Origin of the sequence: Flavobacterium sp. F52 (assembly GCF_000278705.1) — a bacterium.
GTDB classification, from domain to species: domain Bacteria; phylum Bacteroidota; class Bacteroidia; order Flavobacteriales; family Flavobacteriaceae; genus Flavobacterium; species Flavobacterium anhuiense.
This window is the reverse complement of record NZ_AKZQ01000037.1, coordinates 318,337-345,334: the sequence shown is the minus strand read 5'-3', so window position 1 is coordinate 345,334 and position 26,998 is coordinate 318,337. Positions and strand designations below refer to the sequence as shown.

General features: G+C 34.7%; 21 protein-coding genes and 1 riboswitch. Of the genes, 5 read left to right on the top strand and 16 right to left on the bottom strand.

From position 1 onward, the window contains the following. Positions 1-8: 8 nt before the first annotated feature. From FF52_RS20000 to FF52_RS19980, 5 genes are all read right to left on the bottom strand, one after another. A complete protein-coding gene (locus FF52_RS20000; RefSeq protein ID WP_008468427.1) occupies positions 9-1,577 on the bottom strand; it encodes an MFS transporter in 1,569 nt (522 codons plus the stop codon). Positions 1,578-1,580: 3 nt separating this feature from the next. Next, the gene (locus tag FF52_RS19995; protein ID WP_008468421.1) at positions 1,581-2,645 is read right to left on the bottom strand and encodes an HlyD family secretion protein; all 1,065 of its coding nucleotides are present in this window, start codon (positions 2,643-2,645) and stop codon (positions 1,581-1,583) included. 11 nt (positions 2,646-2,656) lie between these two features. Beyond that, on the bottom strand, positions 2,657-4,000 hold the full coding sequence (locus tag FF52_RS19990; protein WP_008468420.1) for a TolC family protein: 1,344 nt from the start codon (positions 3,998-4,000) through the stop codon (positions 2,657-2,659). A gap of 311 nt (positions 4,001-4,311) precedes the next feature. After that, the gene (locus FF52_RS19985) at positions 4,312-4,788 is read right to left on the bottom strand and encodes a cupin domain-containing protein (RefSeq protein WP_008468419.1); all 477 of its coding nucleotides are present in this window, start codon (positions 4,786-4,788) and stop codon (positions 4,312-4,314) included. Beyond that, positions 4,785-5,783: an NADP-dependent oxidoreductase gene (locus FF52_RS19980; protein ID WP_008468418.1), complete on the bottom strand. Its 999-nt coding sequence runs from the start codon at positions 5,781-5,783 to the stop codon at positions 4,785-4,787. The genes FF52_RS19985 and FF52_RS19980 overlap by 4 nt, the downstream gene beginning before the upstream one ends. A 92-nt stretch (positions 5,784-5,875) precedes the next feature. Between FF52_RS19980 and FF52_RS19975 the strand changes: the two genes are divergently transcribed. Next, positions 5,876-6,253 (top strand): winged helix-turn-helix transcriptional regulator, encoded by a 378-nt coding sequence (locus FF52_RS19975; RefSeq protein WP_008468417.1) that lies wholly within the window; start codon positions 5,876-5,878, stop codon positions 6,251-6,253. A gap of 54 nt (positions 6,254-6,307) precedes the next feature. Here FF52_RS19975 and FF52_RS19970 read toward each other — a convergent pair whose 3' ends face one another. The 6 genes from FF52_RS19970 to FF52_RS19945 all read right to left on the bottom strand — a co-directional run bounded on the left by FF52_RS19970 (position 6,308) and on the right by FF52_RS19945 (position 13,425). Next, the gene (locus tag FF52_RS19970) at positions 6,308-7,780 is read right to left on the bottom strand and encodes an aminotransferase class V-fold PLP-dependent enzyme (protein ID WP_008468416.1); all 1,473 of its coding nucleotides are present in this window, start codon (positions 7,778-7,780) and stop codon (positions 6,308-6,310) included. Between the two features lie 94 nt (positions 7,781-7,874). Beyond that, complete coding sequence (locus FF52_RS19965; protein WP_008468415.1) at positions 7,875-8,864, bottom strand: TlpA disulfide reductase family protein; 990 nt, start codon at positions 8,862-8,864, stop codon at positions 7,875-7,877. 238 nt (positions 8,865-9,102) lie between these two features. Then, a riboswitch (SAM riboswitch) is annotated at positions 9,103-9,203 on the bottom strand. Positions 9,204-9,425: 222 nt separating this feature from the next. Further along, a complete protein-coding gene (locus FF52_RS19960) occupies positions 9,426-9,875 on the bottom strand; it encodes a response regulator (protein ID WP_008468413.1) in 450 nt (149 codons plus the stop codon). Between the two features lie 2 nt (positions 9,876-9,877). Further along, entirely contained in the window at positions 9,878-12,550 is a 2,673-nt protein-coding gene (locus tag FF52_RS19955) for a PAS domain S-box protein (protein WP_008468412.1), read from the bottom strand. Positions 12,551-12,771: 221 nt separating this feature from the next. After that, positions 12,772-12,975 (bottom strand): hypothetical protein, encoded by a 204-nt coding sequence (locus tag FF52_RS19950; RefSeq protein ID WP_008468410.1) that lies wholly within the window; start codon positions 12,973-12,975, stop codon positions 12,772-12,774. A gap of 105 nt (positions 12,976-13,080) precedes the next feature. Next, positions 13,081-13,425: a hypothetical protein gene (locus tag FF52_RS19945; RefSeq protein ID WP_008468409.1), complete on the bottom strand. Its 345-nt coding sequence runs from the start codon at positions 13,423-13,425 to the stop codon at positions 13,081-13,083. A 194-nt stretch (positions 13,426-13,619) separates the two neighbouring features. Here FF52_RS19945 and FF52_RS19940 point away from each other — a divergent pair, with 194 nt between their 5' ends. From FF52_RS19940 to FF52_RS19930, 3 genes are all read left to right on the top strand, one after another. Beyond that, the gene (locus FF52_RS19940; protein ID WP_008468407.1) at positions 13,620-15,200 is read left to right on the top strand and encodes an FAD-dependent oxidoreductase; all 1,581 of its coding nucleotides are present in this window, start codon (positions 13,620-13,622) and stop codon (positions 15,198-15,200) included. A 17-nt stretch (positions 15,201-15,217) separates the two neighbouring features. Continuing rightward, positions 15,218-15,976 (top strand): SDR family oxidoreductase, encoded by a 759-nt coding sequence (locus tag FF52_RS19935; RefSeq protein WP_008468405.1) that lies wholly within the window; start codon positions 15,218-15,220, stop codon positions 15,974-15,976. A 395-nt stretch (positions 15,977-16,371) separates the two neighbouring features. Next, positions 16,372-19,608, top strand: coding sequence for a CheR family methyltransferase (locus tag FF52_RS19930; protein WP_008468404.1), 3,237 nt, complete (start codon positions 16,372-16,374; stop codon positions 19,606-19,608). A 31-nt stretch (positions 19,609-19,639) separates the two neighbouring features. Here the strand turns inward: FF52_RS19930 and FF52_RS19925 are convergent, their stop codons facing one another. Next, on the bottom strand, positions 19,640-19,906 hold the full coding sequence (locus tag FF52_RS19925; protein WP_008468402.1) for a hypothetical protein: 267 nt from the start codon (positions 19,904-19,906) through the stop codon (positions 19,640-19,642). A gap of 129 nt (positions 19,907-20,035) precedes the next feature. Further along, the gene (locus FF52_RS19920; RefSeq protein ID WP_008468401.1) at positions 20,036-20,482 is read right to left on the bottom strand and encodes a hypothetical protein; all 447 of its coding nucleotides are present in this window, start codon (positions 20,480-20,482) and stop codon (positions 20,036-20,038) included. 254 nt (positions 20,483-20,736) lie between these two features. Here FF52_RS19920 and FF52_RS23690 point away from each other — a divergent pair, with 254 nt between their 5' ends. Then, positions 20,737-20,895: a hypothetical protein gene (locus FF52_RS23690; RefSeq protein ID WP_157498658.1), complete on the top strand. Its 159-nt coding sequence runs from the start codon at positions 20,737-20,739 to the stop codon at positions 20,893-20,895. 77 nt (positions 20,896-20,972) lie between these two features. Here FF52_RS23690 and FF52_RS19915 read toward each other — a convergent pair whose 3' ends face one another. From FF52_RS19915 to FF52_RS19905, 3 genes are all read right to left on the bottom strand, one after another. Beyond that, entirely contained in the window at positions 20,973-22,835 is a 1,863-nt protein-coding gene (locus FF52_RS19915; protein ID WP_008468399.1) for a TonB-dependent receptor plug domain-containing protein, read from the bottom strand. Positions 22,836-23,184: 349 nt separating this feature from the next. Beyond that, a complete protein-coding gene (locus FF52_RS19910; RefSeq protein WP_008468398.1) occupies positions 23,185-24,489 on the bottom strand; it encodes a serine hydrolase domain-containing protein in 1,305 nt (434 codons plus the stop codon). 4 nt (positions 24,490-24,493) lie between these two features. Then, positions 24,494-26,995: a beta-N-acetylhexosaminidase gene (locus FF52_RS19905; protein ID WP_008468397.1), complete on the bottom strand. Its 2,502-nt coding sequence runs from the start codon at positions 26,993-26,995 to the stop codon at positions 24,494-24,496. Positions 26,996-26,998 lie beyond the last annotated feature (3 nt).

The following is a 26,998-nucleotide window of genomic DNA, read 5'->3' as shown; positions in this document are numbered from 1 at the left end:
TTTCATCTTCAAATCGGAATCGGCTCTACTTCAACTCTTCCAATTGGTCTACGCCAAAGTTTGAAAATCAGTATAATGAAAATGGGCAGAAAACAGACTGCCGACATGACGAGATAAATATCTTTGTAAGCCAATAATATTGAGGCTTGCGAGGTTTGATTAGAAAGGCTTTTTTCTGCTTTTTTCTGCGCCTCTGCATCTGATAAACCCATATATATAAATTGCCTTTTTGAATTTTCCAACTGATTTTCGGCTTGTTTATTTATCGGACTCAGCTGCTGGCTCAGACCAGTTTTATGCTGCACATTCATGTTCGAAATAAAAGTTCCTAAAACAGCACTTCCCAACAAAGAAGCAAAAACTGCCTGAGCAATAATTCCAGTCATCATGCGCGATGTGCTTAGAAACGGAGGAATTCCCTCTGAAATGTAAAGCAGCGAAACAGGAAAAAGAAATCCCATTCCTAACCCTTTAAAAATTAAAGGCAGATAAAAATCGGACGCGTCGATTCCTGGATAAAATCTGAAAAAAAGTATAATATGATACATTCCGTAGCAAGCAAAACCAATCACCCAAATCGTTGCCAGATAAATGCGTTTGTATAAAAGATAAGTCGAAAGCGGAATCGAGATGCATAATCCAATTAAAAGCGAAAGATGCGTTACCGCTCCCAAGACAGGATCAAAACCTAAAACATTGGTCATATAACCTGTTACAACGCTTCCTGTCCCATTCATTATTCCGATATAAAACATTAAAAATGCACCGGGAATCACATTTTTAAATTTGTAAACATCCGGATTAATTAATGGTTCTTCCGTAAAACGAACATGAAGCAAATAGATTCCTGCCACGATAAACAAAACTGCTGAAGCTAATGTTATTTTAGGATCATTAAACCAATTTCTGGTCTGACCTTCGGCACATAAAAAAAGGATAATCGTAAAAAATAGAATCAGTATAATCCAGCCTCTCCAATCAAATTGAAATTTGATTTTGAGAGGCGCCACATCGGCTCTGTAAAAATACCAAGCCAGAATAATACAGATCAAAAAGTTGACATTCAGAAAATAAATTCCAAACGTCCAATTATGAAAACTCACAAAATGTGCTCCTAAATACTGATACAAATGCTGGCTCCCTTTTTGAATAAACTGAAAAATTCCATACATCAAAGCCATATTTAAAGCTGGATTGTATTTTAACAAAATGGGCACCATCGAAGCAAATATTCCGATAATGGAAACAATTGCCAAAAGCGAACGGCATAAAACAAACCAAACAATAGTGGGCGCAAACAAGGATGCCGTATTGAAAAGCAGAGACAAAAACGAAACCGATAAAATCATGGTTCGAACTTTAATTTGTTTTCCTAATTTCAAGCCTAAAGGCAAAAAAGCCAACATTGCAAAAATGGGAATGTAAACCGCATAACTAAAAGCCGTGGTAGAAGGTCCGAAATGTCCTAATATCTGCGAATTATCATAAGTTGTGACATTGAGTCCGTTAAAAAAAGGAATCGTCAGGATATACAATCCTGCCAATGTAAAAACGCTCCTTTTTTTCCCTGCAAACATCTCTTATTTTTTTACTTCAACTGTTACATTCATTCCTGGTCTTACTTCCTGAAGCTCTTTTGTTAGAGTTTCAAATTCAATTTTCACTGGAATACGCTGTGTGATTTTCACAAAATTACCAGTCGAATTATCGGGTTCAACCATAGAGAATTTGGCTCCTGTGGCTGGAGAAAAACCAGCAACTTTTCCTTTAAATTCTTTTCCGTCTAAGGCATCAATTGTAATGGTCACTTCTTGTCCTTGCTTTATTTTTTCGATTTGAGTTTCTTTAAAATTCGCTGAAATCCATAATTTTTCAGTCAGTACAATTGTAGCAATGGTCTGATTGGCATTGATTAATTCGCCAATAGACAAATTTCGTTCGCCAACAAACCCATCTGCTGGAGCCAATATAACCGTATAAGACAGCTGTAATTTTGCTGCATCAAGATCTGCTTTCTTTCTCGCAACGGTTGCTGTGGCAGCTTCAAGATTAATCGAACTCTGTTTGGTAATCGAACTGCTGGCATCTAGACCTTTTCTGCCCGCCTTTACATAAGCTTCTTCCGATTTTAATTTGGAAATAACCTGATCATATTGATTTCTCGTCACAGCCGAATCGGCATACATATTCTTGAAACGCTGATAATCTTTTTGTGCTTTTTCTAAACTCGCCAAATCTCCCGCCAATTTTTCTTTTCCCGAAGCCTGATTAGAAATCGAAGTGGTTATATTTTGCTGTAGCGAATGCAGATTTCCTTCGGCTATAGCCAAATCAGCTTCTGCTTGTTTGACTTTGATGATATATTCTGAATCGTCTAAAACAACCAATGTATCGCCTTTATGCACCTGCTGATTGGCTTCAAAACGAATTTCTTTTATATGGCCAGTCGCTCTTGCCGCAACGTTATTGATGTAAGCTTCTACCTGAGCATTATTAGTAGTTTCGTAAGAGCTGAAATCAAAGAACAAACTTAAAATCCACACCCCCCCTGCAAGTAAAAAAACAAAAGACAGTAGCGTAAGAATGCTGTTTCTCTTTTTTTCACTTTTCTGAAGTGCCTCTTTTTGTGTATCTGCTTCGCTCATAACAAGAAATTTTAAAGTTTGCCCATTGCATATTGAAGTGAGTAATATTGAATGATTAAATCTAAATTGGCGTTTACAAGTGAAATTCTGGAGTTATTTAACTGTAATTCTGCATCTACAATCTCGCTGATTAAAGCAAAATCATTATCATAGCGGCTTTTTACAATTTTATAATTGCTCATTGACAGCTCGACATCTTTTTTGTAGGTTTTGATGTTTTCTTTACTTTCAGCATATCTCACAAATGCATTTTTTACTTCTGTAGTAATCTGATCTTTGGTTACTTCTAGAGCAATATTGCTTTTATCAATTTCCAGTTTATCACCATTTATCCGATGTTTCAGATTATAAAAACTCGAAATATCCCAGTTTAAAGAAAGTCCCGCTGCCCAGTAATTCAGAATATTGACATAATTGGGCCATTGAGCCGGATATTCTGTATTCAGAATGAGGTTTGCATTTAAATTGGGTTTAAATCCGCTTTTGGTCAAACTCAGCGAAGATTCTGACAATTTGATTCTTATACTTGCCCTTTTTATTTCTTCTCTGTTTTGAAAAGCCTCTTCCAAACTTTCTTGCAGGTTCATATTTTCTGTCGGAATCATACTTTCTGTCACTTCAGGTTTCAGAATTGTATTGGTGGGGAAACCGATTAATATATCCAGATAATTGCTGATAAGCTGAATGGTATTGGTGCTTCTAAAAACCGAAACCTTAAAATTAGATTGTTGCAGTTCGGTTCTCAAAAGGTCACTTGTCAGATTCTGACCGTTTTTTACACGCGATTTCAGCTGATTTATTCGAATGTCAGTATTGATGATATTCTGTTTCGTAACCTCAATTTGGCGATATAATTTTTCAAGAGTGAAATATTGTTCTGTAATGGCATTTTTGACATCGGCTTCTGTCATTCGCACAACAGATTCCTGCATTTGACTAATTAATTCCTGCTGATTGATTCTGGTGTTAATGGCATTTCCGGCGTAAATTGGAAGTGAAGAAATAATATTAGCAAAAGCCTGATGATCGTAATAATCTACGGTGACATTTCTGGCATAAAATCCTTCATAGAGTTTAGGATCTCCGATGTAGTTGTATCCGCCATTCAAACTTATTCTTGGCGCTTTTGCAATTTTTGCCTGACCGACATTTTCGTTAGCAATAGCCAAATCAGCATTTGCCAGTTTTAATTGCCGGTTATTTTTAATTCCTAATAAAATTGCTTCATCGAGTCTTATTTTTTTTGCAGATGCAAGACTGCTGGTATCCTGCTGAGCAAAATTGAAGTTACAGCAGCACAATAAGACAAGAGTCAAATGTTTTAAATTTGAAACTCTTAATTGCCAATAACACATCCGATTATATTGATTTAATTTTTAATTTTTGGGAATTTGTAATCAATATTCTTCAACAACCTTTCGGTAAAACTTGAAATCTTTCTATAAAAAAGTCACGGCGTAAAATCTGAAATTGTTCTTTTGCAATAATTATTTTGATATAAATTTAAACAATTATTATTCAAGACTTTAGAGTACAAACACTCAAAATTGTTTCATTTTATAAATTGGAACAATTTTTAAGGCTTTGAAGCAAAAAAAATTGCAACAATCAGATGATCATTGCAATTTTAGAAAGAAATCAAAATGTAATTATCGGCGTATAAATATTATTTTTCTGTTTTCGTTGCGTCGAGTAAAACGGCCAATTGGATACAAGGCGAATTGGATCGATTGCTCCACGCATGATTGGTTCCGCGCTGAATTACAATATCTCCAGCTTGCAGCAAAGTTTCTTCTTCATCAACAATCAGGTAAATTTCACCCGAAATAATGATAATGTAATCTAAAGTATCGGTCTGATGCATCAACGGATGGGGTTCTCCTTCTAAGGCTATCACTCCCAAATCTTTATCGGGCGGAATCTGGACATAGCGAAAATAACTTCCGTTTTTTGGCGTATTTGGAAAAGCGGTATTTTCTATAATTTTTTCTTCAAATTTTGCTGGCGTGGAATCGGTCGACCAAATATCAGAAATAATTAGTCCCGGAAAATGCTCCGATACATTCGAAACGATTTCATCTTGTTCTATAATCGATTTTCCATTTCGTAAGCCTGTTACGATTCTTCTTGGTATTGTTCTCATTCTTTATGAATCTGCATGATTAGTTTTCGGCCATTCGTTTTATTTTTTCTAAGAATTGCAAGTGATGTGTCCACTGTTTCTTTCTTTAATCCTCCTATTACATTAATATTTGGTGGACTGATTATTTCATTTTCTATCAAATGACTTAATTCTGCCAATCCGTTTTTATAATAATCATATTGCTTTTCAATTCCATACGCATAATTTGAAATGTTATGAATTGTGGCTCCTTTAGAAAAAAGTATGCTTCTCGATTCTGGAGTAGAAAAATTCGTTACATCAATATACTTTCCGTTTATTTTTAAAAGTTTTGCTGCAATTTCAGCAACCTGATTTCCGACAAAATCTACTGCAATATCAAATTTTTGATTTCCGTTTAATGAAAAAGCTGCTTCGTAAATATCTTCTTTTCTATAATTGATGATCTGTTCTGATTTTACACCAAGATTTACTAAAGAATTTATACTTTCTTCATTCCCAGCTGTAACGACAAAATTGGTAAAACCTTTAGCGATAAGCAGTTTAATAAATACATTTCCTACTCCACCCGCAGCTCCTGTAATCAATATCGAATCGGTTGAAGAAGCATTCATTCGATTAAAAGACTGTAAAGCCGTAAGTCCTGCTGATGGAATTCCCGCTGCTTCGTCAAAAGAAATCTTTTGAGGTTTCTTAACTGCAATACCTTCTGGAACACAAATATATTCTGCATAAGTGCCATTAGATCCCATACTTCCTGATCCGCAGAAAACAGCATCGCCAATTTTAAATTGGGTTACCTCAGCTCCAATTGCTGTTACGATTCCCGAAAATTCGCGTCCTAAAATTGGCGAATGGATCAACTTTCTTTCAGAGCCGTTTTCGGTCATTTGATAATCAATCGGATTAAATCCTGAAGCCATAATCTTTACCTGAATCTGATGCGGTTCTGGCTTTGGAATTTCTACTGTTTCCAGTCTAAATTCAAGGTTTCCCTGTAATACAATTGCTTTCATTTTTATGATTTTAGTTTACAAAAGTATCGCCCTAATATTTTATTTTTGTTATGGGTTAACCCAAGGTAACCGGTTACCAAAGAGAAACTAGTATGGCAAAAATTAACGATAATGGAGTCCTTCGCGAAGCCAATTGTTCTGAAGAATTGATGGCAATGCGTGACAGTCTTGATGTTTTGGGAGGCAAATGGAAATTGATGATTCTAAGGTTTTTAACCAATAGAACACATCAAGTTATTCATTTTAAAAAAATGCAGCGAGAAATTGACGGCATTTCGGCTAAAATGCTAAGTAAAGAACTCAAAGAATTGGAAACCAATTTACTCATCAGCAGAACAGAACAAGATACCAAACCTGCAACTGTAATTTATGCTATTACCGAATACGGAAAATCGGTTCTTCCCGTAACCGAAACCTTAGTCAATTGGGGATTGGCGCATCGAGAAAAAATTATTGAATCGCTTAAATAATTCTTCTTTTTATAAACCTAACAGGTTTTCAAAACCTGTTAGGTTTACTACTAACTAATCTAACTTAAACCATTCATTTACTTCTCTTGCGATGGTATCTTTAATTTCGGGATTTTCAAATTCATTTGAAACCGAATTATATACATAATCTTTTTTCCACTTTTTATAATTATGAGCCACTTTTTCAATGGCATCGCAGATATACAAAAGCTCTTCATTGGTTGTAATTGGATGCAATGACAAACGTACCCAACCCGGTTTATTGGTCTGATTTCGCTGTAATAATTCGTTTGTAATCTCTGCCGATTTCTTTTCGTTGATATTAAACAAATAATGAGCATAAGTACTAGCACACGACCAGCCACCGCGAACCTGAATTCCGAAACGGTCGTTTAAAAGTCTTACAATTAGATTGTAGTGAATATCTTCAATTACAAACGATACACAGCCAATTCGCTCGGTGGTCAAATCTCCTAAAATAGACAAGCCTTGTATTTTTTGAAGTCTCGAAAAACAAAGGTCAAGCAATTCTTTTTCTCTTTTTTTGATGTTCTCCACTCCCATTTGCTCTTTCAATTCTAAAGCCAATGCCGTTCTAATAACCTGCAGAAATCCTGGAGTTCCGCCATCTTCTCTTACTTCTATCACATCACTGTAACAATATTTTCCTAACGGATTGGTCCATTTTACATTTCCTCCACCTGGATTATCAGGAAAATCAGATTGGTATAATTTTTCATTAAAAACCAGAATACCGCAAGTTCCTGGCCCTCCTAAAAATTTATGCGGAGAAAAGAAAATCGCATCCAATTGTTCTTCTGGGTCTTCTGGATGCATATCAATTTTAACATACGGCGCCGAAGCCGCAAAATCTACAAAACAAAGTCCGCCGTTTTGATGCATGATTTTGGCCAATTCGCGATAAGGCGTAATAATTCCTGTAACATTTGAACAAGCTGTAAACGAACCGATTTTTAAGCTTCTGTCGGCATATTTTTTTATTGCTGACGAAAGAGCTTTTGGGTCAACTAAATTATTTTCATCAGGTGGCAGAATAACCACTTCTGCATTCGTTTCATACCAAGAAACCTGATTGGAATGATGCTCCATGTGTGTGATGAAAACCACTGGTTTATCTTCTTCAGCTTTTGTTCGAAGCGCCATGATACGCTGCAATTTTGATAAAGCAGCCGTCATACCGCTCCCAGTAGTAACCAAAACGTCTGATGGGCTGGCATTTACCGATTTTTTAATAATATCTCTCGCATGCTGATAGGCGTAAGTAGAAGTTTTTCCTGTCTGACTTGAAAGTGAATGCGTATTGGCAATCATGGGACCAATTTTATTGAGCATGATATCTTCGATCGGGGCATATAATCTTCCGCTGGCAACCCAGTCTGCATAAACTAGATTCTGTTCTCCGTAAACCGATTCGAAAGTATGGTCAATTCCTACTGTATTTTCTCTAAATTTAGAAAAGTAACACTCAGGTTCTGTTGGTTTTGTTGTTGGCTCAATAGCATTCATATCCTTGTCATTTTAAAATTAACTAATATTGTATTATTTGTATTTCTTATCAATCTTATCATTCATCTGAAAGACAAGATTGCGCTTTTCTTTTTTAAATTTTATTTTCTAAAAGTCTTTTCAATGTAGATTGCAATTCTTCTCCATACAGGTTTTTCGCAACGATTACTCCTTTCGAATCCACCAAATAATTTCCAGGAATGGCTCTTACACCATATAATTTGGCAACTGCACTGTTCCAGAAAAGCAAATCAGAAACATGCGTCCAGGTTAAATTATCGTCTTTAATTCCTTTAAGCCAATTTTCTTTCTTTTTATCCAAAGAAATTGCGACAATATTGAATCCTTTGTCATGAAATTCTTTGTAAGCCGCAACAATATTTGGATTCTCTCTTCTGCAAGGTCCGCACCATGAAGCCCAAAAATCAATTAAAGTATAGCCTTTTAAGTTATCATAAAGTCGAACTGGCTTTCCATCAGGATCATTGGCTGTAAAATCTGGGGCTTTTTTACCTACCGATAATCCGTCTAAAACAATAGCCAGTTCTTTTAATTCTTTCACGTAAGTAGTACTTTGAAGACTTTTATCTAGCAAAGCAATATTTTGTGTAATCTGTTCAGGTGTTAATCTGTAAGACCAGTTTCTGTACAATACATAAGCAGAAACAATAGATTTTGGATTTTCTGTTATGAATTTACTGATTTCTACATCTTTGCTCTTTTTATAGGCTTCAAACAAATCCTGAGAAGCAGAACCTTCAACCACAGATGTTGTGTAATATTTCTTCGGACTCAGTTTTACTGTAATCGGATTTTTTTCTAGAAAAATATGCAATGGCGAACTTTCTGTATTTACGCTTAATCCGTATAAATCTGGCGTTTTTACTTTCGTTTTAAAACTAAAATTTCCGTCTTTTACTTTTGCCGAATCAATCGTGGTAAACATCTTATTGTGAAACTTCTGCAAGTAAACGTATTGCGCTACAGTATCAGCAACAGTTCCTTTCAATTGTAAATTATTTTCCTGAGCCTGAGTTTGAAGAGCTCCAAGAAATAAAGCGAAACCTAATAGTATTTTTTTCATTTTTTTTAGTTTTAAGATTAGACAAAAGAATTTCAGGCCAATGTCAGAAGTCATTGGCAGTATTTTATTTTACAAAGAGAATCTGGAATAGACTATTGTTTTAGCATTTAGAAAAAAGCAAAGGCGTTTTCTTCAAAAATGGAATTCAAGAGCTCATAACCGACATATACAATTGATTCAGCTTTCATATTAATAAAGATTTGGTTAGATGATCTTAAACAGATTTACGGAGAAATCTTTCTTATCTGCCCGCTTGTAGCGGAAGGATTTAGCACCTTATTCGGCAACAGGTTGCTAAGACTTCATTGGGCCTATTCCCTCAGTCTTTCTGGATAAGTATCATGTTATAAATTTTCTTCGATACAAATATATATTAATTCTACCGAATTAGTCAAGTTTAAATTGAATTTTTTTAAAATTAATTGAAAAAGCATTTTTAAGAAGAAAACAAAGTTCTCATAATCAAATAATTAAAAAACACAAATACATCGTTTTGAAATTCTTATTTATAAAAGAAATTCATACGTTTTTAAAATCTGAATTGAAAAGTATTTTTAAATTCTAAAGAAAAAGATGCAGGTATTGGTTCTTTTCCAGATTGGAAAGCGGTTCTTTTAATCCGTTTTCAAGATTTGAGGTAATCAGTCCCAGCACTTGTTTTAGATCGTTGAAATTATTTGGCTTCACAAAATAACAGAATGCGCCAAGGTCGCCAGCAGCTTCCATATCATTTTTGTGTGAAGAAGTAGAAATCATAATTACCGGAATATCTTTATAACGCTCTTCCGATTTTAATCGTTTCAGACATTCCCATCCATTCATAATAGGCATATTTAAATCTAAAAAGACAACTTCAGGTGTTTTATCTTGACTATTTAGCATTTTCAATGCTTGATCCCCATTTTCTGCACAGTGACAAATAATACTTTCATCTATATCAGCCAACGCTTCGCAAAACATTTCTGCGTCGTCCCTGTCATCATCGGCTAATAAAATTATTTTCTTACTCATGCTTAAATGTCTTTTTCTGTTTGTTCAAATGGCAACATAATTGTAAAAACAGCTCCTTTATCGACAATTCCATTTGCTGTAATGCTGCCTCCGTGACGTTCCGCTATTTTTTTACAAAGCGACAACCCTAAGCCAGTTCCTTCATAACGGTCTTTAGAATTTAATCGGGTAAAAGTTTCAAAAATACGTCCCGTCTGATCGGGGTCAAATCCGATTCCGTTGTCTCGTACTGTAATTACAGCTATTCTTTTACCGTCTTCAAATTTTTCTTCTGCATTAATGGCAATCTGCGGCGGAACATTTTCTTTAGCAAATTTAATCGAATTGTTTATCAGATTATAAAACAATTGATAAAGCAGCACAGAAGCTCCTTCAATAACTGGAAGTCCTTGATAATAAATATTTCCCCCTGTCCTTTGAAGTGAAATTTCCAGATCGGTTTCTATATTTTTGATGACTTCGTTAAGATCAACTATTGTTGCTTTCTGCGAGTCGGCATTGATTTTAGAATAGGCAAGTACACCGTCAATCATAGTAAACATGCGGTCTGCCGCTACATGGATTCTTTCAATATATCTCGTTGCCGATTCGTCGAGCTTATTTTCAAGATGGTCTTCCAAACGGCTTACAAATGTTTTTATTTTCCTAACAGGCTCTTTTAAATCATGCGAAGCCACATGGGCAAATTGCTGTAAATCATCATTAGAACGCTGGAGTTCTTTGGTACGGTCCGCTACCAAAATTTCCAGCTTTTCGGTAATCGATTTCTGTTCATGAATATCGGTGCAGGTACCAAACCAATTGGTGATAACGCCTTCTTTATCTCTAATAGGAAGTGCTTTACTCAAAAACCAACGGTATTCGCCTGTACTTCCATTTTTTAAACGAAATTCCATTTGGTAAGAAGACCCCGCTTGAACGCTTTGATACCAAGTTCTTAAAACATCATAAACATCATCGGGATGGAGCGCTGGAACCCAACTAGAATCGCCAAATTCATATTCATTAAAACCGGTGTATTCATACCATCTGCTGTTGTAATAATCTATAAATCCGTCAGGACGAGCAGTCCAGATAATTTGAGGCACCAGATCGGCAAGCTGCCTAAATTTCTCTTCACTTTCTGCTATAACATTTTGAAGTTCTTTTTGTGAAGTAATATCACTCGCCGCGCCAAACCATTCTACGATTTTTTCTTTTTCATCTAATATCGGAACCACTCTAGACAAAACCCATCTTACAGAATCATCTTCTTTTATAATTCTGTGTTCCATTTCAAAAATGCTTTTCTCCACTATAGATTTAGAAATAAGATGAACTGCTTGTTCCAAATCGCCAGGATGTACAAATTTATCTAGCCAATTGATACTTTGCCCTCCAGTTCCAGAAAGCCTTCCTCCTCCTTCAAGGCTATGCATTACCATCCAATCAGAATCCATTCGGTAAACCAGATCAGATGAAGCGTTGACCAAAGCTCGAAAACGGTTTTCACTTTTTTCCATTTTCTGGCGAGCTTCAACTTGTTCGGTAACATCAACCGCTACTTGAATCATTCCTGTTATCTGATCTTCTTCAATTAATGGGCGATAGGTCAAGTTATAATAGTAGTTTTTTAATTCTCCCGTTCGATTGTGCGGTACAAGAACCTCGCTTTGGTCAAAAGGAATTCCTTCATTATAAACCTTTAAAACCTGCTCCCAAACATATTGCCCTTCAAGTTCCGGCAGCACATCAATCAATCGCATACCAATAATTTCTTCACCACGGCCTATCATTTGAAGCATGTGTTTATTTATCTGCTCAATAACCAAGTCGTCTCCTCGTAGCACTAAAGTTGGGGCTGGTGTCTGATGGATCATTTTGCGAAAACGGTTTTCACTCTGCTGCAATTTTTCTTCAGCTTGTTTGCTTTCCGTAATATCTCGTGTCGTTCCTGCTACAAGTTCCACTTTTCCGTCTTCATTAAAAACGGGAACAAAAATATAGTCGTAAATCCTTCTTCCTAATTCTGCATGCGGAAAAGAAACAGTTCCTCTAATGGATTTTTTTTCAGCAACTACAATGTCTATTTCTCTTTCGTGCATTTCGGCATGCCAATCTTCATATCCATTTTCTCGAAGTCCGCGCCCAATTGCATCCTCTGCCGATTTCCCCCACATTGTCAGTAAGGCTTTATTGGCATAAGTAAACTTATAATCGAGATCAAACACATAGACCAAATCGGGAGTCCCATTTATTATAGAGTTGTAAAGCCTTTTTTGTTTTTCCGCATCAATTAAAGCAGTATTCAGTTCGGTTTCGGCATGTTTCTTTTCGGTAATATCCTCCATTGTCATTACCAATAAATCATCTTGCATAACAACAGTAAATTTCAAGCACTGTTTTCCTCTTTCATCATTATGCCATTGCTCAAAATAGGCTGTAATTCCGGTTTCTGCGGTTTCAATACACTTTTCGAGAATCGTGTTTCCTTCAATTTTAGAAAAAACTTTACTGAATCTCTTTCCCTTGTAGTCTTCGGTATTGATCCAATTTATAAGGTAGTTATTTAGCAACAGCACTGAAAAATCTTCGATTGTATTTTTAGTGCTATGCAAAGGTTTTAAAACTGCAATACCATTTGGCGCAGCATTAAAAACAGTTTTAAAAAGGTCTAAATTATTTATTAACTCCATTATCTTACTGAGTGAAAATAATTTCTAATGCTGCTTAATTTACAAAATACGCTGAATTTTGTTAAATTCCTTCTCAAATATAAATAAAAACGCATTCACTTTAAGCAATCTTTAAAATGATTTTTAACTAAAAAACATAGTGAAAGTCTTTTCTGATGCAACATCAAAAAAAGCTGAATCCTTTAGATCCAGCTTTTTGTTTTTTGTGCATAATAAAACAATTATCGCTTGATAGAATCGGTCTTAACGGTTGAAGTCGTATCCATATCTATGGTATCAACTTCTGGTCCAACAGTATCCATAGTGTTTTGAATGCTATCATTTTCATGCGAATCTATTGTAGTGCCTTCATTCTTTTTACAAGAAAATGCTAATCCTGCTAGGAGAATCAAAAAAGCCATTTTAGTTATTATTTGCGTTTTCATAATTATATTTTTTAATGAACATTATCAAATTTTAATTTTTATAAAAATAGCTCTTTATACAAATGTACTCTTTACACAATTTTCAAAACTTCTTATATAATGCTGTTATTTCTTTTTCTTCTTTATACTGTCTTTTTTCAATCTTACGCTATCTTTTTGTACACCCGATTCGCTGGTGTAGGTTGCTCCATCTTCTGCGCTCGCACTGGGACCTGTACCTGTTCCAGCGTTGCTATGTTCTGCAGATCCGCTGTTGCCAGATCCCATACTCTGCGGATCTTCGACGTTTACGGCATTATCATTAATGCTTCTTGCAGTGTCTTTTGCCGCACCAGTATCTAGCGGATTTTGGTTAGTTTCTATTTCGTCGCTGTACCCATCATTATTGTTTTTACAAGAACCTATCATTCCTGTTAGAATAATGAGAATCAAAATTTTTAATGTTTTCATAATAATTCGTTTTTACAATTTGCACTAAGAAACTACTATTCAACTATTTATGTTTACAAAATTTCTATTGGTTGTTATATAAAAGCACAATGGAAATCCTATAAATTTTTAGAATCAAAACTGTAAGCCATTGGTATTTTTTACTTAGTAGCTTTGATATGAATGCATTAGACCTCAACAAAAAGTTTAAAAAAATGGAAAATTCAAATCAAAATATAAATGAAGGCAGTATTACTTCAGGCGATAATGTTTCTTTCTGGATCGATTCTACCGATATAATCGCTTTCGAAAAACCGACTCAAGACATTACTACTGAAGTGCTGATTATCGGAGGCGGTATTGCGGGACTTACAACTGCTTATAAGCTTTTAAAAGCAGGGAAAAAAGTGGTTTTGGTAGAAGACGGTTTTATTGGCAGCGGAGAAACAGGAAGAACCACGGCACATTTAACTTGTGCCTTAGACGATAGATATTATTATCTTCAAAACACATTTGGAAAGGAAAACGCCCGACTTGCCGCCGAAAGCCATACGGCCGCAATTGATGAAATAGAAAAAATTGTAAATGAATTACAGATTAATTGCGATTTTGAAAGAGTAAACGGTTATTTATTTCTTCATCCGAATGACAAGGAAAAAAATTTGGACAAAGAATTTGAAGCTACTCAAAACGCAGGGTTAGAAACTGTCCTTTTAAACCATACACCTTCGCTGGCCGAATCTCAGAATCAAAGATGCCTCGCATTTAAAAATCAGGCGCAATTTCATATTTTACATTATGTAAAAGGACTTTCAAAAGCTATAATCGATTTAGGCGGCACTATTTATACTGAAGCACACGCCGAAAATATAACCGAAAAAGGCGCCACCGTAAATGGTTTTAATTTTTGTGGCAAATATATAGTTGTGGCAACTAATACACCTATTAACGATGTGCTAACCATGCATACCAAACAGCACGCTTACCGAACCTACGTTATTGGAGGAAAAATTCCGAAAGGCAGTTTGCCACATGCTTTATGGTGGGATACTGGAGATCCAGAATCCAAATGGGTTGCACAGCCTTATCATTATGTGCGATTGCAAAATTTTGATGATGAAAATGATCTGCTGATTGTAGGAGGTGAAGATCATAAAACAGGACAAGCTGATGAAGAAGGAATATCTGCATTTTCGCGTTACGAGCTATTGGAGATTTGGGCTAGAAAATATTTTCCATTGTTAAATGAAATCAGCTATAAATGGTCTGGACAGGTTATGGAACCTTTTGATTCGTTAGGGTTTCTAGGCAGAAATCCAGGCGATCAAAATGTATTTATCATTACTGGTGACTCTGGAAACGGAATGACTCACGCTACTATTGGAGCCATGATTATTTCTGATATGATTCAAGGGATCGATAATAAATGGCAGGATTTATACAGTCCGTCGCGAATCACTTTTAAAGCAATTGGAGATTATATGAAAGAAGCTGGAAATATGGCTTCACAATATCTAGATTGGATTACAGGATCTGATCTTGACAACACAGCCGATTTAGAACCTGGGGACGGCGGTATTCTTTCTTTCGGATTACGAAAAGTGGCAGTTTATCGAGATTACGACAAGACGCTTCACGCCTTCTCTGCTGTTTGTCCGCATTTGGGCTGCATTGTGCAATGGAATTCAGACGAAAAATCTTTTGATTGCCCGTGCCACGGTTCCAGATTCGCAGCCGACGGAACAGTATTGAATGGTCCTGCTGAAAGCAATTTAAGCAATCTTCACATTAAATAATATAAAAATATTGCAGCATGGAAATCTTATCAAACTACTTTACTGAAAATATATCTCAGAAACGAATTGTAATAACAGGTGGTACAACTGGAATTGGCAAAGCTATTGCCGATTTACTAGTTTCTCTTGGCGGAAAGGTCTTTATTTTTGGGAGAGATGAAACCGACTTTTATCACGCTATGGATGATATTAAAGCTAAATCGTCTAAAGGGGAAATCTATGGAGAAACAGCAGATATCACCCAAAAAGAAGATATTGCCAGAATTTGGGAAAGGGTTGACAAAGTCCTTGGCGGAATAGATATTTTAATTAACAACGCTGCTCTGCCAGCTCGCGGCATTATTGAAGGCGAGTATGAGGATTGGAAGTATATTTTAGAAACCAATATCTTAGGATATATAGCTTTTGCGAAAGAAGCAGTCAATAGAATGAAAGAACAAAAATCTGGGCATATTGTAAATATTGGTTCTATGAGCGCCGAAGTCAAAGAAAAAACAGGAGTTATTTATGTAGCCACCAAAACTGCCATAAGAGGTTTTAGCACAGCTTTACGCAAAGAAATTAATCCGCTTGGAATTAAAGTATCGCATGTAGAGCCTGGTGCGGTAACAAGTGATATGCAGCCTGATCCAAAAGAAGTCCAAAAAGAGAAAATAAAAGAAATGAAGATGCTTGAAGCAGAAGATATTGCCATGAGTGTATTATTTTGTCTCTGCCAGCCCAAACGCTGCGATGTTGTTAGCATGCAAATAAGACCTCATCTCCAGATCATTTAAAAATAAAATACTCACTTTTTTCATTTTTTTAATTTGAAAATGCCTGTACAAATTTCTGTGCGGGCGTTTTCTTTATTGTTCTGAAAATTATAGAATTTAATCTGAAAATTATGTAAACAAAATTTCAGATTTCATTTTTACATTAGCGTTACCATACACAAAATCTTTTTAATCTTCACTTAATAAAGTCTATTGTTTAATGGACTCTTATTTTTAAACAAACTGAAAATTTAAAAATAGCTGTCTTTAATCGTTTATTTGGTGAAAGCAATCTCATACTTTCTATTTTCTATTTTGTTGCTATACATGCATTTACTAATTGCATCTGTTTTTGCATGTCTACGTTTTTAGTATAAAGCTTTCGTCATATGAAGGTAACTTAACCCCAAACGACCATGAATATTGTGCATTTAAATAGAACTCAAAAAGCCGAATCTTTTTTTCCGATTGTTGCCATTAGTTCAGCTTCATCAGAAATTGAAATTCTAAAAAAAGTAATTTCAGAATTTCCCGCAGATTCTAGAATGGCTTATCTCATTATGGAAGATTTGTATTTTCCACAAACCGAAAATCTAGCATTAGAACTCGAATCGTATTCAGAAATGCCAGTTATAGAAATTGTCAGCTCAGTTGATCTTCACCCAAATCACATTTATGTTATTCCAGCTAATAATTTTCTCGAAATTGAAAATGGTTCGCTGGTGCTTAAATCACGAACAAGAAGCAGTAATTCTGCCAACTGCCTCGATTTCTTTTTTGATTCTCTTGCTAGCATTTATAAAAGTTATACCATTGGTCTTGTTATTTCTGGAAGCGCTGTAGATGGTTTTGCCGGACTAAAAAAAGTCAAAGAAATGGGCGGTACTTCTATTGCAATTCTGCACAAAAAGGGAATTCCGAAAAACGATGACACTGGAAATTTTATAGATTATTTTAGTCCGCAAGATCGAGTTTCAGACAAATTAAAAGAAATACAAAACAGTTATGTAGTCAATCACGCTTACCAAGACAATCAAAACAATAGCAATGAAGAGGAAGAAAATTTACTTAAAGAAATTACTGCTTTATTACAACTAAGAACAGGAACCAATTTTCAACATTATAAACATCAGACAATTCGAAGACGTATTGCAAAAAGAATGGTGGTCACACATCAGGAAAGCACTCAAAAATACTTGAATATTCTAAAAAACAGTACAGCAGAACAAGACGCTTTGTTTAATGATATTCTTATTCCTGTGACTTACTTTTTTAGAGATGCTTCATTTTTCGATCATTTGTGCACAGCCATTTTTCCCTCTTTAATAGAAAATGCAAACAATGAGATTTTACGTATTTGGTCTGCGGGCTGCTCGACGGGAGAAGAAGCATATTCACTGGCAATCTGTCTGCACGAATATTTAGAGCAGAACAATAAGCATAATATAAAAATTCAAATTTTTGCCTCCGATTTATCTGATCATTGCATTGTCAAAGCGCGCTCGGGAATATACACTTTGCAAGATGTCAAAAATATTAGCAGTGAAAGACTCGAAAAATATTTTACAAAAAGAAACAATACATTTCATGTCAATAAAATTATTCAGGACATGTGTGTATTTGCCGTTCATGATTTAACAAAAGATGCCTCATTTTCTAAAATAGATCTTATCTCCTGCCGCAATGTTTTAATCTACTTTGATACAGAATTACAAAATCAAGTGTTGACTTCTTTTCATTATTCTCTAAGAGATAATGGATATTTATTTTTAGGAAAAGCAGAAACAGCCCATAATGTGCCCGATTTATTCGCCATAGTGGATAAACAAGAGAAAATCTATATTCGAAAAAATGAAACGAAACATCCCAAAACTATCCGTTTAGGCTCAAACAGCGATCGAACAAAAAATGTTAGCCCAGAAACGGAAATAGATTATAAAAAAATTGCTTCTGACATTCTTCTTGAAAATTTTTCTCCTGCGGCCGTAATGATAAACGAACAGCTTGAAATTGTCTATTTTCACGGAGACACAAGTCCGTTTTTGCAGCCAGCATCTGGAAAACCAAGTTTTAATATCTTAAATATGGTTCGAGAAGAGATTAGTCTGGAACTTAGAAATGCCATTTTAAAAGCAAGAAACGAGAAAAAAAACTTCTCAGGCGGCTACATTGCTGTAAAAAAGCAATCTTTTTTAACTTCTTTCGAAGTTATTTTTCTTCCTTCAAATCTTGATTTGCTATTGATTGTCTTTTGCAAAAAAACACTTTCGCATTCAGAACTCATTACCAATGCCGAAAGTCCTTCGAACGAATTTGAAAAAGAATTGCATCAGCTTCGAGGCGATTTTAAAAGAGTTACCGAAGAACAGCAGATTTATTTTGAAGAACTGCAGAATACCAACGTAGAATTATTGACTAATACTGAAGAACTACAGCTTATAAACGAAAAACTAACGGCTTCTGCTGAAGAATTGAAGTCAAATAACAAGGAGCTTTCTTTTTTAAATGAAGAATTACAGAACCGTAGGGATGAACTTGCTCTTATGCGAAACTTTTACGAATCTATTGTAAAAACAATCCGAGAGCCAATACTTATAATTGATCGAAACGCTGCTATAAAAAGCGCCAATACTTCATTTTACAATTATTTTAAAACCATTCAGGAAGAAACAGAAGGAAATTCAATTTTTGAAATTGGCTCTTGCCATTGGAATATTCCAGAATTCAAAGAATCTGTTTTGAAGAAAGTAAATCAGGGAGAAACGGTAGAAAATTTTAAAATCAGTTTTATTCTTGAAAACGGAATAAAAAAAACAATGATTTTAAATGCCACTCCCATTATTCATTCTGTTCCCGAAGGAATGATTTTAATTGCACTTGAAGATATTACAGAGTTAGAGTTTAGCAATGAATCTATTAAAAATAAAAACCTTGAATTAAAAAGCTACAGTGAACATCTAGAATCATTTACCAACGCAGCGAGCCATAATTTGCTTGAACCTGGACGAAAAATCTATATGTTTGGAAAAAAGGTTTTAGACTCCGAAAAGTTATTGTCGGAATCAGGAAAACACAATTTGCATCGCCTATTGAATACAGCTGTAAATCTGAATCAGCTTATTGAAGATTTAATTGATTATTCTAAAGTAAATTTTAGCGAAAAATCTTTTAAGAAGACTGATCTTAATGTTGTAATAAAAAAAGTTATGATCGAACTAAAAGTCATGATCCAAGAGCACAAAGCAGAAATTATTTCCGATTTGCTTCCTGTTCTTTATAGTATTCCTTCCCAGATGAAACAGCTTTTTTCTCATTTAATAATCAATTCTATTAAATATACTAAGAAAGGTGTAAATCCCCAGATTAAAATAAGTGCAGTACAGCCATCTCCAGAGGAAATTAAACATGTAAATGCCAATTCAAGCCGAAATTATACTAAAATCATGATTAAAGATAATGGAATGGGGTTTACGAAAGATTTTGAAAATTTAATTTTTGATCCTTTCTATAAACTTCATAGTAACGAAGACCATTATGGCAGCGGATTGGGTTTGACGATCGTGCATAAGATCGTTTCCAATCATAACGGTTTCATTCAAGTTTCAAGCAAACCAGAAAAAGGAACTATTATTTGTATTTATCTTCCTGTATAAAAAAAGAGTGGAAAACCACTCTTTTTATTCTTTAATCTGTTTTTGTTTCTTCATTTCGAAAAGTTCGAATGTTCATGATGGAATTATCTTTATGTCTGAGCTCTTCGTAATCAGCATCATCTCCCCAATCTCCTGTATTTGGTTTTTGAATTGGGCTATTGGCTTCATTTAATTCCTCATCCTTATTCTCGTCATTCGGAAAATACATGCGATACCCCAAAATAGGATCCCAATTTGCTTCTTGAGTACGATCAATGCCATCTTGGAATAAATCGTTGTTTTCATTTCTTGCATCCATTTTCTACTGTTTTTATACCATCAGAAATTGAAAGTATGATTATTACCTCGTTTCATAAAACAGTAAAATTCAATAAATTAAGCGAAGTATTTGTTATATCATTTTGGAGAAAATTTATAAGATTCTGTATTATAGTGTTTTTATTTTGTTTCGCCATTTTGATTTGTATTGTTCGGCAGAATGTTTCAGTGACCAGTATTCTATTATGGTCTGTATAGTTTCTTTAAATTTTTCATCGCTGTAAGGCGTAATAAAATAACTCTTTGCAGGTATTGCATAAGTATCTATGACAAAAGAACTGGTAAACAAAATAGAATAAAAAAGGCAAGGACATTTCATCTTCCTTAATATTGTTTTTTTATAACTGGATTGTCTGTCATCTTCATTGAATTGCAATACATTGGAAAATAACAAAAAAGGTATATTTTTTTGAGTACCCATATACAACATAGCCTCAGCAAAGGTGTTGAAACAAAGCAGAGTATTCCTGAGTTCCAAATCTGAAATAATTTCCTGAAACAAAAGACGATTTTCTTTGTTTTCTTCTATTACAATTATACTTCCTTTTATATTCATGATTATAATCTTTTGGGTTAGACATTCAGAATATTCTCATTTTCAAAGTTCATATTTTAAAAATCTTTCATTTATATAATTGTTAGCGTATTTTTACATAATTCCCACACTAAACCCTTCAAACAATTGATTTTTAAACCATTATCTGTTAAATAAAAAAGTGGGAATAATGAAAGATTTGCCTAAAATTATATAAGTAGAGAACGGGAAGCCATTATATTTTGCGCAAAAATTTAATCCTTAACCCCAATAACATGAACAACTTATATTTTAAAATTATCGCAATCGTCATTTTAGTAAGTTTCAATTACAGCTGCGACGCACTTTGCAATGACGAAGATTCTCCTAGCACTAAAAAAGAAGCAGCAGTACTTAAAAAAGTAGATAGCTTAAATGTTTCTATAACTGACTAATAGTAAAATCAAACGGCCTGTAAATCAATATTTACAGGCCGTTTTTTAACAATCTAAAATCTGAAAAAAAAGTCTTTTTAAAAAGTTACCAGTTTTACTCCCAAAGTAAACCAGCGTGATGGCAATGGCACCGCCCCTACTTCATAATAAGTGGCATTAAAAATATTCTGACCATCTAAGAAAATAGTGAATTTATTAATCGCTTGACTTACCCTAAAGTCATTTACCCAATAAGATGGTCCTGTAATTCTTTCGTTGAAACGAGTTGCAAACATTACAGACAGGTTTTTAAACTGATAATCTATTGTATTGGTAATTTGATGTTTTAATGAAGAAATTGCATATTTTGAATACGTTTCTGTACGTGTCGTCTTAAATTCAGAATCTAAATAAGTATAGGCTAAGAAAATGCTTAATCTAGAATCTTTAGAGAAATCAAATCTGTAATTTCCGCGTAAATTAATTCCGTTTGTGTTCAAATCTCCTTTGTTCTGGCTCTGCCAAGGCACATTTGTAGCATTACGCATCCAGTCGATATAATTGTCTATTTTTCTGTAGAAATAATTAGCGTTCAAGCTCAAAGCTCTTTTATTGTATTTAAATCCAATTTCGCTCTGAAAAGCATTTTCTGAATCTAAATCTGGATTCCCGATATTTCCGGTCTGCTTCAGATACAAATCGGTAAACGACGGAATTCTTTGGCTTGTTCCTACATTTCCAATGATTTTAAATGCATCTGTAATGGCATAACTTGCATCAATTCCTGGATAAATCTGCCATTTATAATCTGAATTGTAATTTAAATATGTTCCGATATTTACATCCAGTTTTTCAGTAAAGCTTCTTCTGTATTCTGCATAAAGTCCCACATTTTCGCGATCGTGATCTCCAATGTTTGAAGAATGAATATTTTCATTTCTGAATTCAGCTCCAAAACCAATTTCTCCTTTTGATAATTTAATCGTAGAATTCAATTCTCCCGCAATAGAATTAGTATAATGCTGACTTCTTCCCACAGCCAGATTTGAATTTCCTAAATAACGGTAATCATCATAATTGTATCGGTAAGTAACTCTCGGCATGATTTTCCAGCTATCTGTAATTTGATGATTGGACTGAATGTTGGCAAACGTAGTCTGAACAATCTCAGTAGAATTTTTATCTCCTGGCGCAGCGTAAAATCCGTTTGCTCCAAATCCATTTTTGATGTAACCTGCAGAACCTAAGATTTCGTTCTTATCATTTATCTGCACATTTCCTTGGTAGAAAATTTTATTGTTTTCAAAAGCTGTATTATAACGGTAACCATTACTTTTATCGTGCGAAGCAAAAAGCAAATGCTGTTGTTTTTCTTTGCCTAAAACAGCTCCTGCTTGAACGCCTGTTCCGTAAAATGTATCGCCAGTGTCCTGAGTATCTTTTTCGAAGTTAGAACCTGCATAAGTGCTTACTAAAAATCCAGAATCAGTTGGCTTTTTGGTAATGATATTAATCGCTCCAGTTAAACTGTTGATCCCATAAATCCTTGCTGCTGGTCCGCGAACTACTTCAATTCTTTCAATTGCTTCAACCGGAAGAGGCAGATTCAGCATATTATGGGCCGTTTGCGAGTCGATTACTTTTGCTCCGTTTAACAGAACAACAGTCTGCTCAAAACTTCCGCCGTCAACACTGATGTCTGCTTGAGTTCCAAAAGGTCCTCTTTGTCTAATATCGACTCCGTTGGCATATTGCAATACTTCTTGCAATGTTCTTCCTGGCAGTTTTTTTATGGTTTCGCTAGAAATAACGTAAACATTTCTGTTTTGCTTAGAAATAGGCGTATTAAAACGGCCTTCATTAATAATAACTTCATCCATTTGGTTGATGGAATCTTGCTTTGTCTGTGCGTAAAAATTGGTACAAATTACTGTAAAGACAGCAAAATAGATTTTTTTCATTTTGGTTTATTATTTTTTGGGCAAAAGTAGTTTCTTACCGTACCAATAAAGTATACCAGTTTTATAATTATAACTAGTCCGGATGAATTTCTATTCTATTTTGCTAAAATTCAAATAAACCTGAAAGATATTACTTATAAATCAAATGTTTAACTCTCCATCTTTTTCCCAACTGCTCCTTATTTCTTCTTCCGAAATTCCTACCTCAATCTGATTATGATTAGTTTTTCATGTCGTTGTATTTTTAGCCACGAATTCACGAATTATTTTTTTATATCTGTGTATTAAAAAAACATACTGAATTACACTAATCTAATATTGAAAATTCATGAATTCGTGGCTAAAAAAATCATCTATTAATTTGCCTCCAGATTTTAGCACTAAAATCGTCTTTATACATTAATCTGTTTGTCCTCGTTGGATTTACACGATTCGTCAGAATGATTAAAAATCGATTTTTATTTCTGTTCATGAAGAAAAAAGTTCCTGTAAAACCTGTATGTCCAAAATCGTCTTTGGTAAAAAACTCATCCGGTTTTCTTTTGTCAAAACCTAAACCTCTATAAATTCCTTCTTTTGCAAGCGGAGAATCTGCAAACTCTTTTACAACATTTGCTTTTAGAATCTGTTTTCCATTATAAGTTCCGTTGTTCAGTAACATTTTACAGATTACTGCAATCGATTCTGCATTGGCAAACAAACCTGCATTCCCAGAAACGCCTCCAAAAATCGCCGCTGCTTCATCGTGCACATAACCTTTAACCGTATCTTTTCTAAAAAAATGATCTACTTCAGTTGGCATTACATTATCGATCGAAGTCCATTTTAACGGATTATATCCAATCTTTGAAATGCCTAATTCTGTATAAATTTCATTTGTAAACTGATCGAGTTTTTTTCCTGTTTGAGTTTCTATCATTTGTTTCACCAAAAGCAAGTTTAAATCGCTGTACAAATATTTCCCTCTCGGATTGGTATTTGCTTTCGCAATCCTTTCGTAAACTGATGGATAAAATTCCGGATTCAACCACATATTTTTATAAATCTGAACCCAATTTTGTTTCGGTTCAAAAACCAAATACTTTGAGTCGTAAACAATGTTTTTGTTCACATACATATTATCAAACTGCTCAACATATTGCTCCGATTTTTGATTGCTCAACAAAGGCGAATTATCTGGCGTAGAAAGCAATGCCTGATAAAAAGTGATACTTGGCGTTAATCCAGAAGTATGCGTTAAAAGTTCAAAAAGCGTTAAATCTGCAATGGCTGTATTTTTATACATTGGAACAATTTGGCCAACTTGATCTGTAAGTTTTAGTTTATTGTCTCCAACCAAACGCATCGAAACAATCGTCGCTCCAAGAACTTTAGACATCGAAGCCAAATCGAAAACATCGTCAGATTTCACCAATTGCTTTTTCGTATAATCATGATATCCATAATTTTTTGAAATCAAAACTTCATCTTTAGTTCCAACTATAACTTGCGCTCCTGGAAAAAAGCCTTTTTCGAGCGCATTTGTCATCATTGAGTCGATATAAACTTCATTTCGCTTTAAATCGAAAGACTGCTTCGCATTTTTCTGGGAATGACTTTTTGTTCCCACAAAAATCAAAGAAATCATTATAATTTTAACACCAATATTTTTCATAGTCCTACAGATTAATTTTTAAGTCCTGCGCAGCCATCAAAGGCTCGTTATTGGTTCCCTTAATTTGTATTCTAACTGCTTTTACAGGCTGTTTTGGATAAATTGATGCATTTCCGTAATCAAAATTATCGCCTTTTATGAAATCCGTTCCGTTGTATGAAAACTCAACATAACCGTCATTTACTATAAATCTCGGATGATGTGGAATTCCAGTTAAAACATCTATTTTAGAAGATGTTACAGGAGTTGTAAAGGTATACAAAATCCAATCGCTATCTTTGCACGCAACATCGGTACGCAAGTACGATTCTTCATTGTAATCTTGTAGATTCGAAATTGGAAACTTCGGATTTTCTGCCATCGAAGAAGTCACTTTAACTTCTGGTTCCTGATATGGCGAACAATTGAATTTTACATTTGCCGCTGACTTTTTCTCTTCTTTATTTTCAACAGTAAAATCTAATCGATACGTATTTTTTTCGTTATAATTTTCAATTATAAATCTCAAACGAGGTTTTGCTTTTAACGCTTTTTCGTCTGCATAAGTCTGAATCAATTTATCATTTTCAAAAAGCGAAACACTTTTGATTGTTCCGTTTGCTCCATCATCTGCTGGATTAAAATTCAGATACCAAATTCCTTTTTTATCAACATGCTCTGAGATATTTTCTGAAATCGTTAAAACTTCTGCTTTCGATGTATTCCAATTGGCAACAGGCAATTTTTCAGCTTTTACAGCTGGACTTGCCGAAGTCTCATTAAAGAAAACTCTAAACCTATATTGCTCATAATTTTCTGTCTGAATTGGTTCGGTATACAAAGGCGACTGTCTTGTAGGCTCGTTTCCGTCTTTGTCAAAGCGAACAACCGCACCTTCATAAGGCGGCGTTACTGTGATTGTTCCATTTTTATAAATCGCTGTTGGAGGAAAATCTCTAAAAGCAATTCCCATATCGGCTAATCTTTTCAAATGGCTGTTGGTTAATCTTCCATAAAAATCATCCCAGTTTTTATCTTCTTTTTTAGACCAGCCAATTTCAGCCAAAGCGCTTATTCTTGGATAACTCTGGTATTCCATGATTCTTGCAGGGCGATCCAAATATTCACTCCATAAAGCACCTTGAACTCCAATTATATTTTTTTGTTCTTCAGGAGTTAAATCGGTATCTGGAATTGGTTCAAACGAATACGCTCTTTTTGTATCCGTAATTGCTGCCCAACGATGACCACGTTCCGTTTCAGATTGTGCCATGTCAAAATACAAAAATTGTCCCGGTATCATGATGGTCTTATATCCTTTTTTTGCCGATTCAATTCCGTAACTAATGCCTTGCCAAGCAGAAATCAGTGTGTTTGGATCAATTTCTCCTCCTTTTAAGATTTCATTCCAGCCATCTGTTTTTTTATGGTATTTATCAACGATTTTTTGAACCCTTCTAAAGAAATAATTCTGAAGCTGAAAACTATCTGTAAAACCTTCTTTTGCCATCAAAGCTTTGCATTTTGGGCATTGTTCCCAATTGGCACGATTGACTTCATCTCCTGCAACATGAATATATTCAAAGGGAAACAATCCAGATACTTCTCTAATGATTGAATCTAAAAGGCCATAGTTTTCCTCGCGACCAACACACCAAACATTTTTTACTTCTCCTTGAACACTTTTAAGTTCCTGACTTATTTCACATCCAATTTCTGGATATGACGCTGTAACTGCTCTCGAATGTCCTGGAATTTCGATTTCTGGCATTACCGAAATACCGCGATTTGCCGCATAAGCTACGACTTCTTTAATGTCTTCTTGCGTATAAAAACCTCCATAACGTTTGTCTCCAGAACCGTAAGATGGCAATAAGACTTCGCCAGGACCTCTCCAAGCACCTCTTAAAGTCAAATCTGGCATCGATTTGATTTCGATTCTCCAGCCATTATCATCTGTTAAATGCCAATGAAAAACATTCATTTTATGTGCCGCGAGCCAATCGATATAATTTTTTACGGTTTGTTTGTCAAAAAATTGTCTTGAACAATCGAGCATCATGCCTCGCCAGTCAAAACGTGGATAATCTTCTATTTTTACAAACGGAAGAGTTCCTTTTTTAACTTCTTTTGCAGAGCAAATTTGCAGGAAAGTCTGGAATCCGTTTAAAACTCCTTTATCCGTTTTTCCTTTTATGAAAATGCCACTTTGGTTTATTTCCAATTGATACCCTTCATTTGGAAGATCCAATTTCTTATCTACTAGAAATGAAATGTTATTTTTTCCGTGTTTTTTTCCAATGGAAACAATCGGATTAATTCCAGTACTTTTTGAAACACCTGCTGCAATATAATCGGCGCTATTTTTTACTTTCTTATCTACGACAATTTTTAAAGAAGAAGGCAAAACAAATTGTCCTGTGCTTTGTTGAAAGGATACAGGTTTTGGAATTATATCCAGTTTTTGGGCTTGTATAATACTAAACGAACTTAGAAATATGGCTAATAGAAGAATGTTTTTTCTCATTTC

What these genes read in the sequence shown, in the direction of transcription:
- FF52_RS19955 (WP_008468412.1), bottom strand. Translation starts at nt 12,550, where the DNA reads ATGGAGTTAATAAATAATTTAGACCTTTTTAAAACTGTTTTTAATGCT.
- FF52_RS19970 (WP_008468416.1), bottom strand. Translation starts at nt 7,780, where the DNA reads ATGAATGCTATTGAGCCAACAACAAAACCAACAGAACCTGAGTGTTAC.
- FF52_RS19935 (WP_008468405.1), top strand. Translation starts at nt 15,218, where the DNA reads ATGGAAATCTTATCAAACTACTTTACTGAAAATATATCTCAGAAACGA.
- FF52_RS19990 (WP_008468420.1), bottom strand. Translation starts at nt 4,000, where the DNA reads ATGTGTTATTGGCAATTAAGAGTTTCAAATTTAAAACATTTGACTCTT.
- FF52_RS19985 (WP_008468419.1), bottom strand. Translation starts at nt 4,788, where the DNA reads ATGAGAACAATACCAAGAAGAATCGTAACAGGCTTACGAAATGGAAAA.
- FF52_RS20000 (WP_008468427.1), bottom strand. Translation starts at nt 1,577, where the DNA reads ATGTTTGCAGGGAAAAAAAGGAGCGTTTTTACATTGGCAGGATTGTAT.
- FF52_RS19930 (WP_008468404.1), top strand. Translation starts at nt 16,372, where the DNA reads ATGAATATTGTGCATTTAAATAGAACTCAAAAAGCCGAATCTTTTTTT.
- FF52_RS19995 (WP_008468421.1), bottom strand. Translation starts at nt 2,645, where the DNA reads ATGAGCGAAGCAGATACACAAAAAGAGGCACTTCAGAAAAGTGAAAAA.
- FF52_RS19905 (WP_008468397.1), bottom strand. Translation starts at nt 26,995, where the DNA reads ATGAGAAAAAACATTCTTCTATTAGCCATATTTCTAAGTTCGTTTAGT.
- FF52_RS19945 (WP_008468409.1), bottom strand. Translation starts at nt 13,425, where the DNA reads ATGAAAACATTAAAAATTTTGATTCTCATTATTCTAACAGGAATGATA.
- FF52_RS19940 (WP_008468407.1), top strand. Translation starts at nt 13,620, where the DNA reads ATGGAAAATTCAAATCAAAATATAAATGAAGGCAGTATTACTTCAGGC.
- FF52_RS19920 (WP_008468401.1), bottom strand. Translation starts at nt 20,482, where the DNA reads ATGAATATAAAAGGAAGTATAATTGTAATAGAAGAAAACAAAGAAAAT.
- FF52_RS19925 (WP_008468402.1), bottom strand. Translation starts at nt 19,906, where the DNA reads ATGGATGCAAGAAATGAAAACAACGATTTATTCCAAGATGGCATTGAT.
- FF52_RS19950 (WP_008468410.1), bottom strand. Translation starts at nt 12,975, where the DNA reads ATGAAAACGCAAATAATAACTAAAATGGCTTTTTTGATTCTCCTAGCA.
- FF52_RS19965 (WP_008468415.1), bottom strand. Translation starts at nt 8,864, where the DNA reads ATGAAAAAAATACTATTAGGTTTCGCTTTATTTCTTGGAGCTCTTCAA.
- FF52_RS19980 (WP_008468418.1), bottom strand. Translation starts at nt 5,783, where the DNA reads ATGAAAGCAATTGTATTACAGGGAAACCTTGAATTTAGACTGGAAACA.
- FF52_RS19960 (WP_008468413.1), bottom strand. Translation starts at nt 9,875, where the DNA reads ATGAGTAAGAAAATAATTTTATTAGCCGATGATGACAGGGACGACGCA.
- FF52_RS23690 (WP_157498658.1), top strand. Translation starts at nt 20,737, where the DNA reads ATGAACAACTTATATTTTAAAATTATCGCAATCGTCATTTTAGTAAGT.
- FF52_RS19975 (WP_008468417.1), top strand. Translation starts at nt 5,876, where the DNA reads ATGGCAAAAATTAACGATAATGGAGTCCTTCGCGAAGCCAATTGTTCT.
- FF52_RS19910 (WP_008468398.1), bottom strand. Translation starts at nt 24,489, where the DNA reads ATGAAAAATATTGGTGTTAAAATTATAATGATTTCTTTGATTTTTGTG.
- FF52_RS19915 (WP_008468399.1), bottom strand. Translation starts at nt 22,835, where the DNA reads ATGAAAAAAATCTATTTTGCTGTCTTTACAGTAATTTGTACCAATTTT.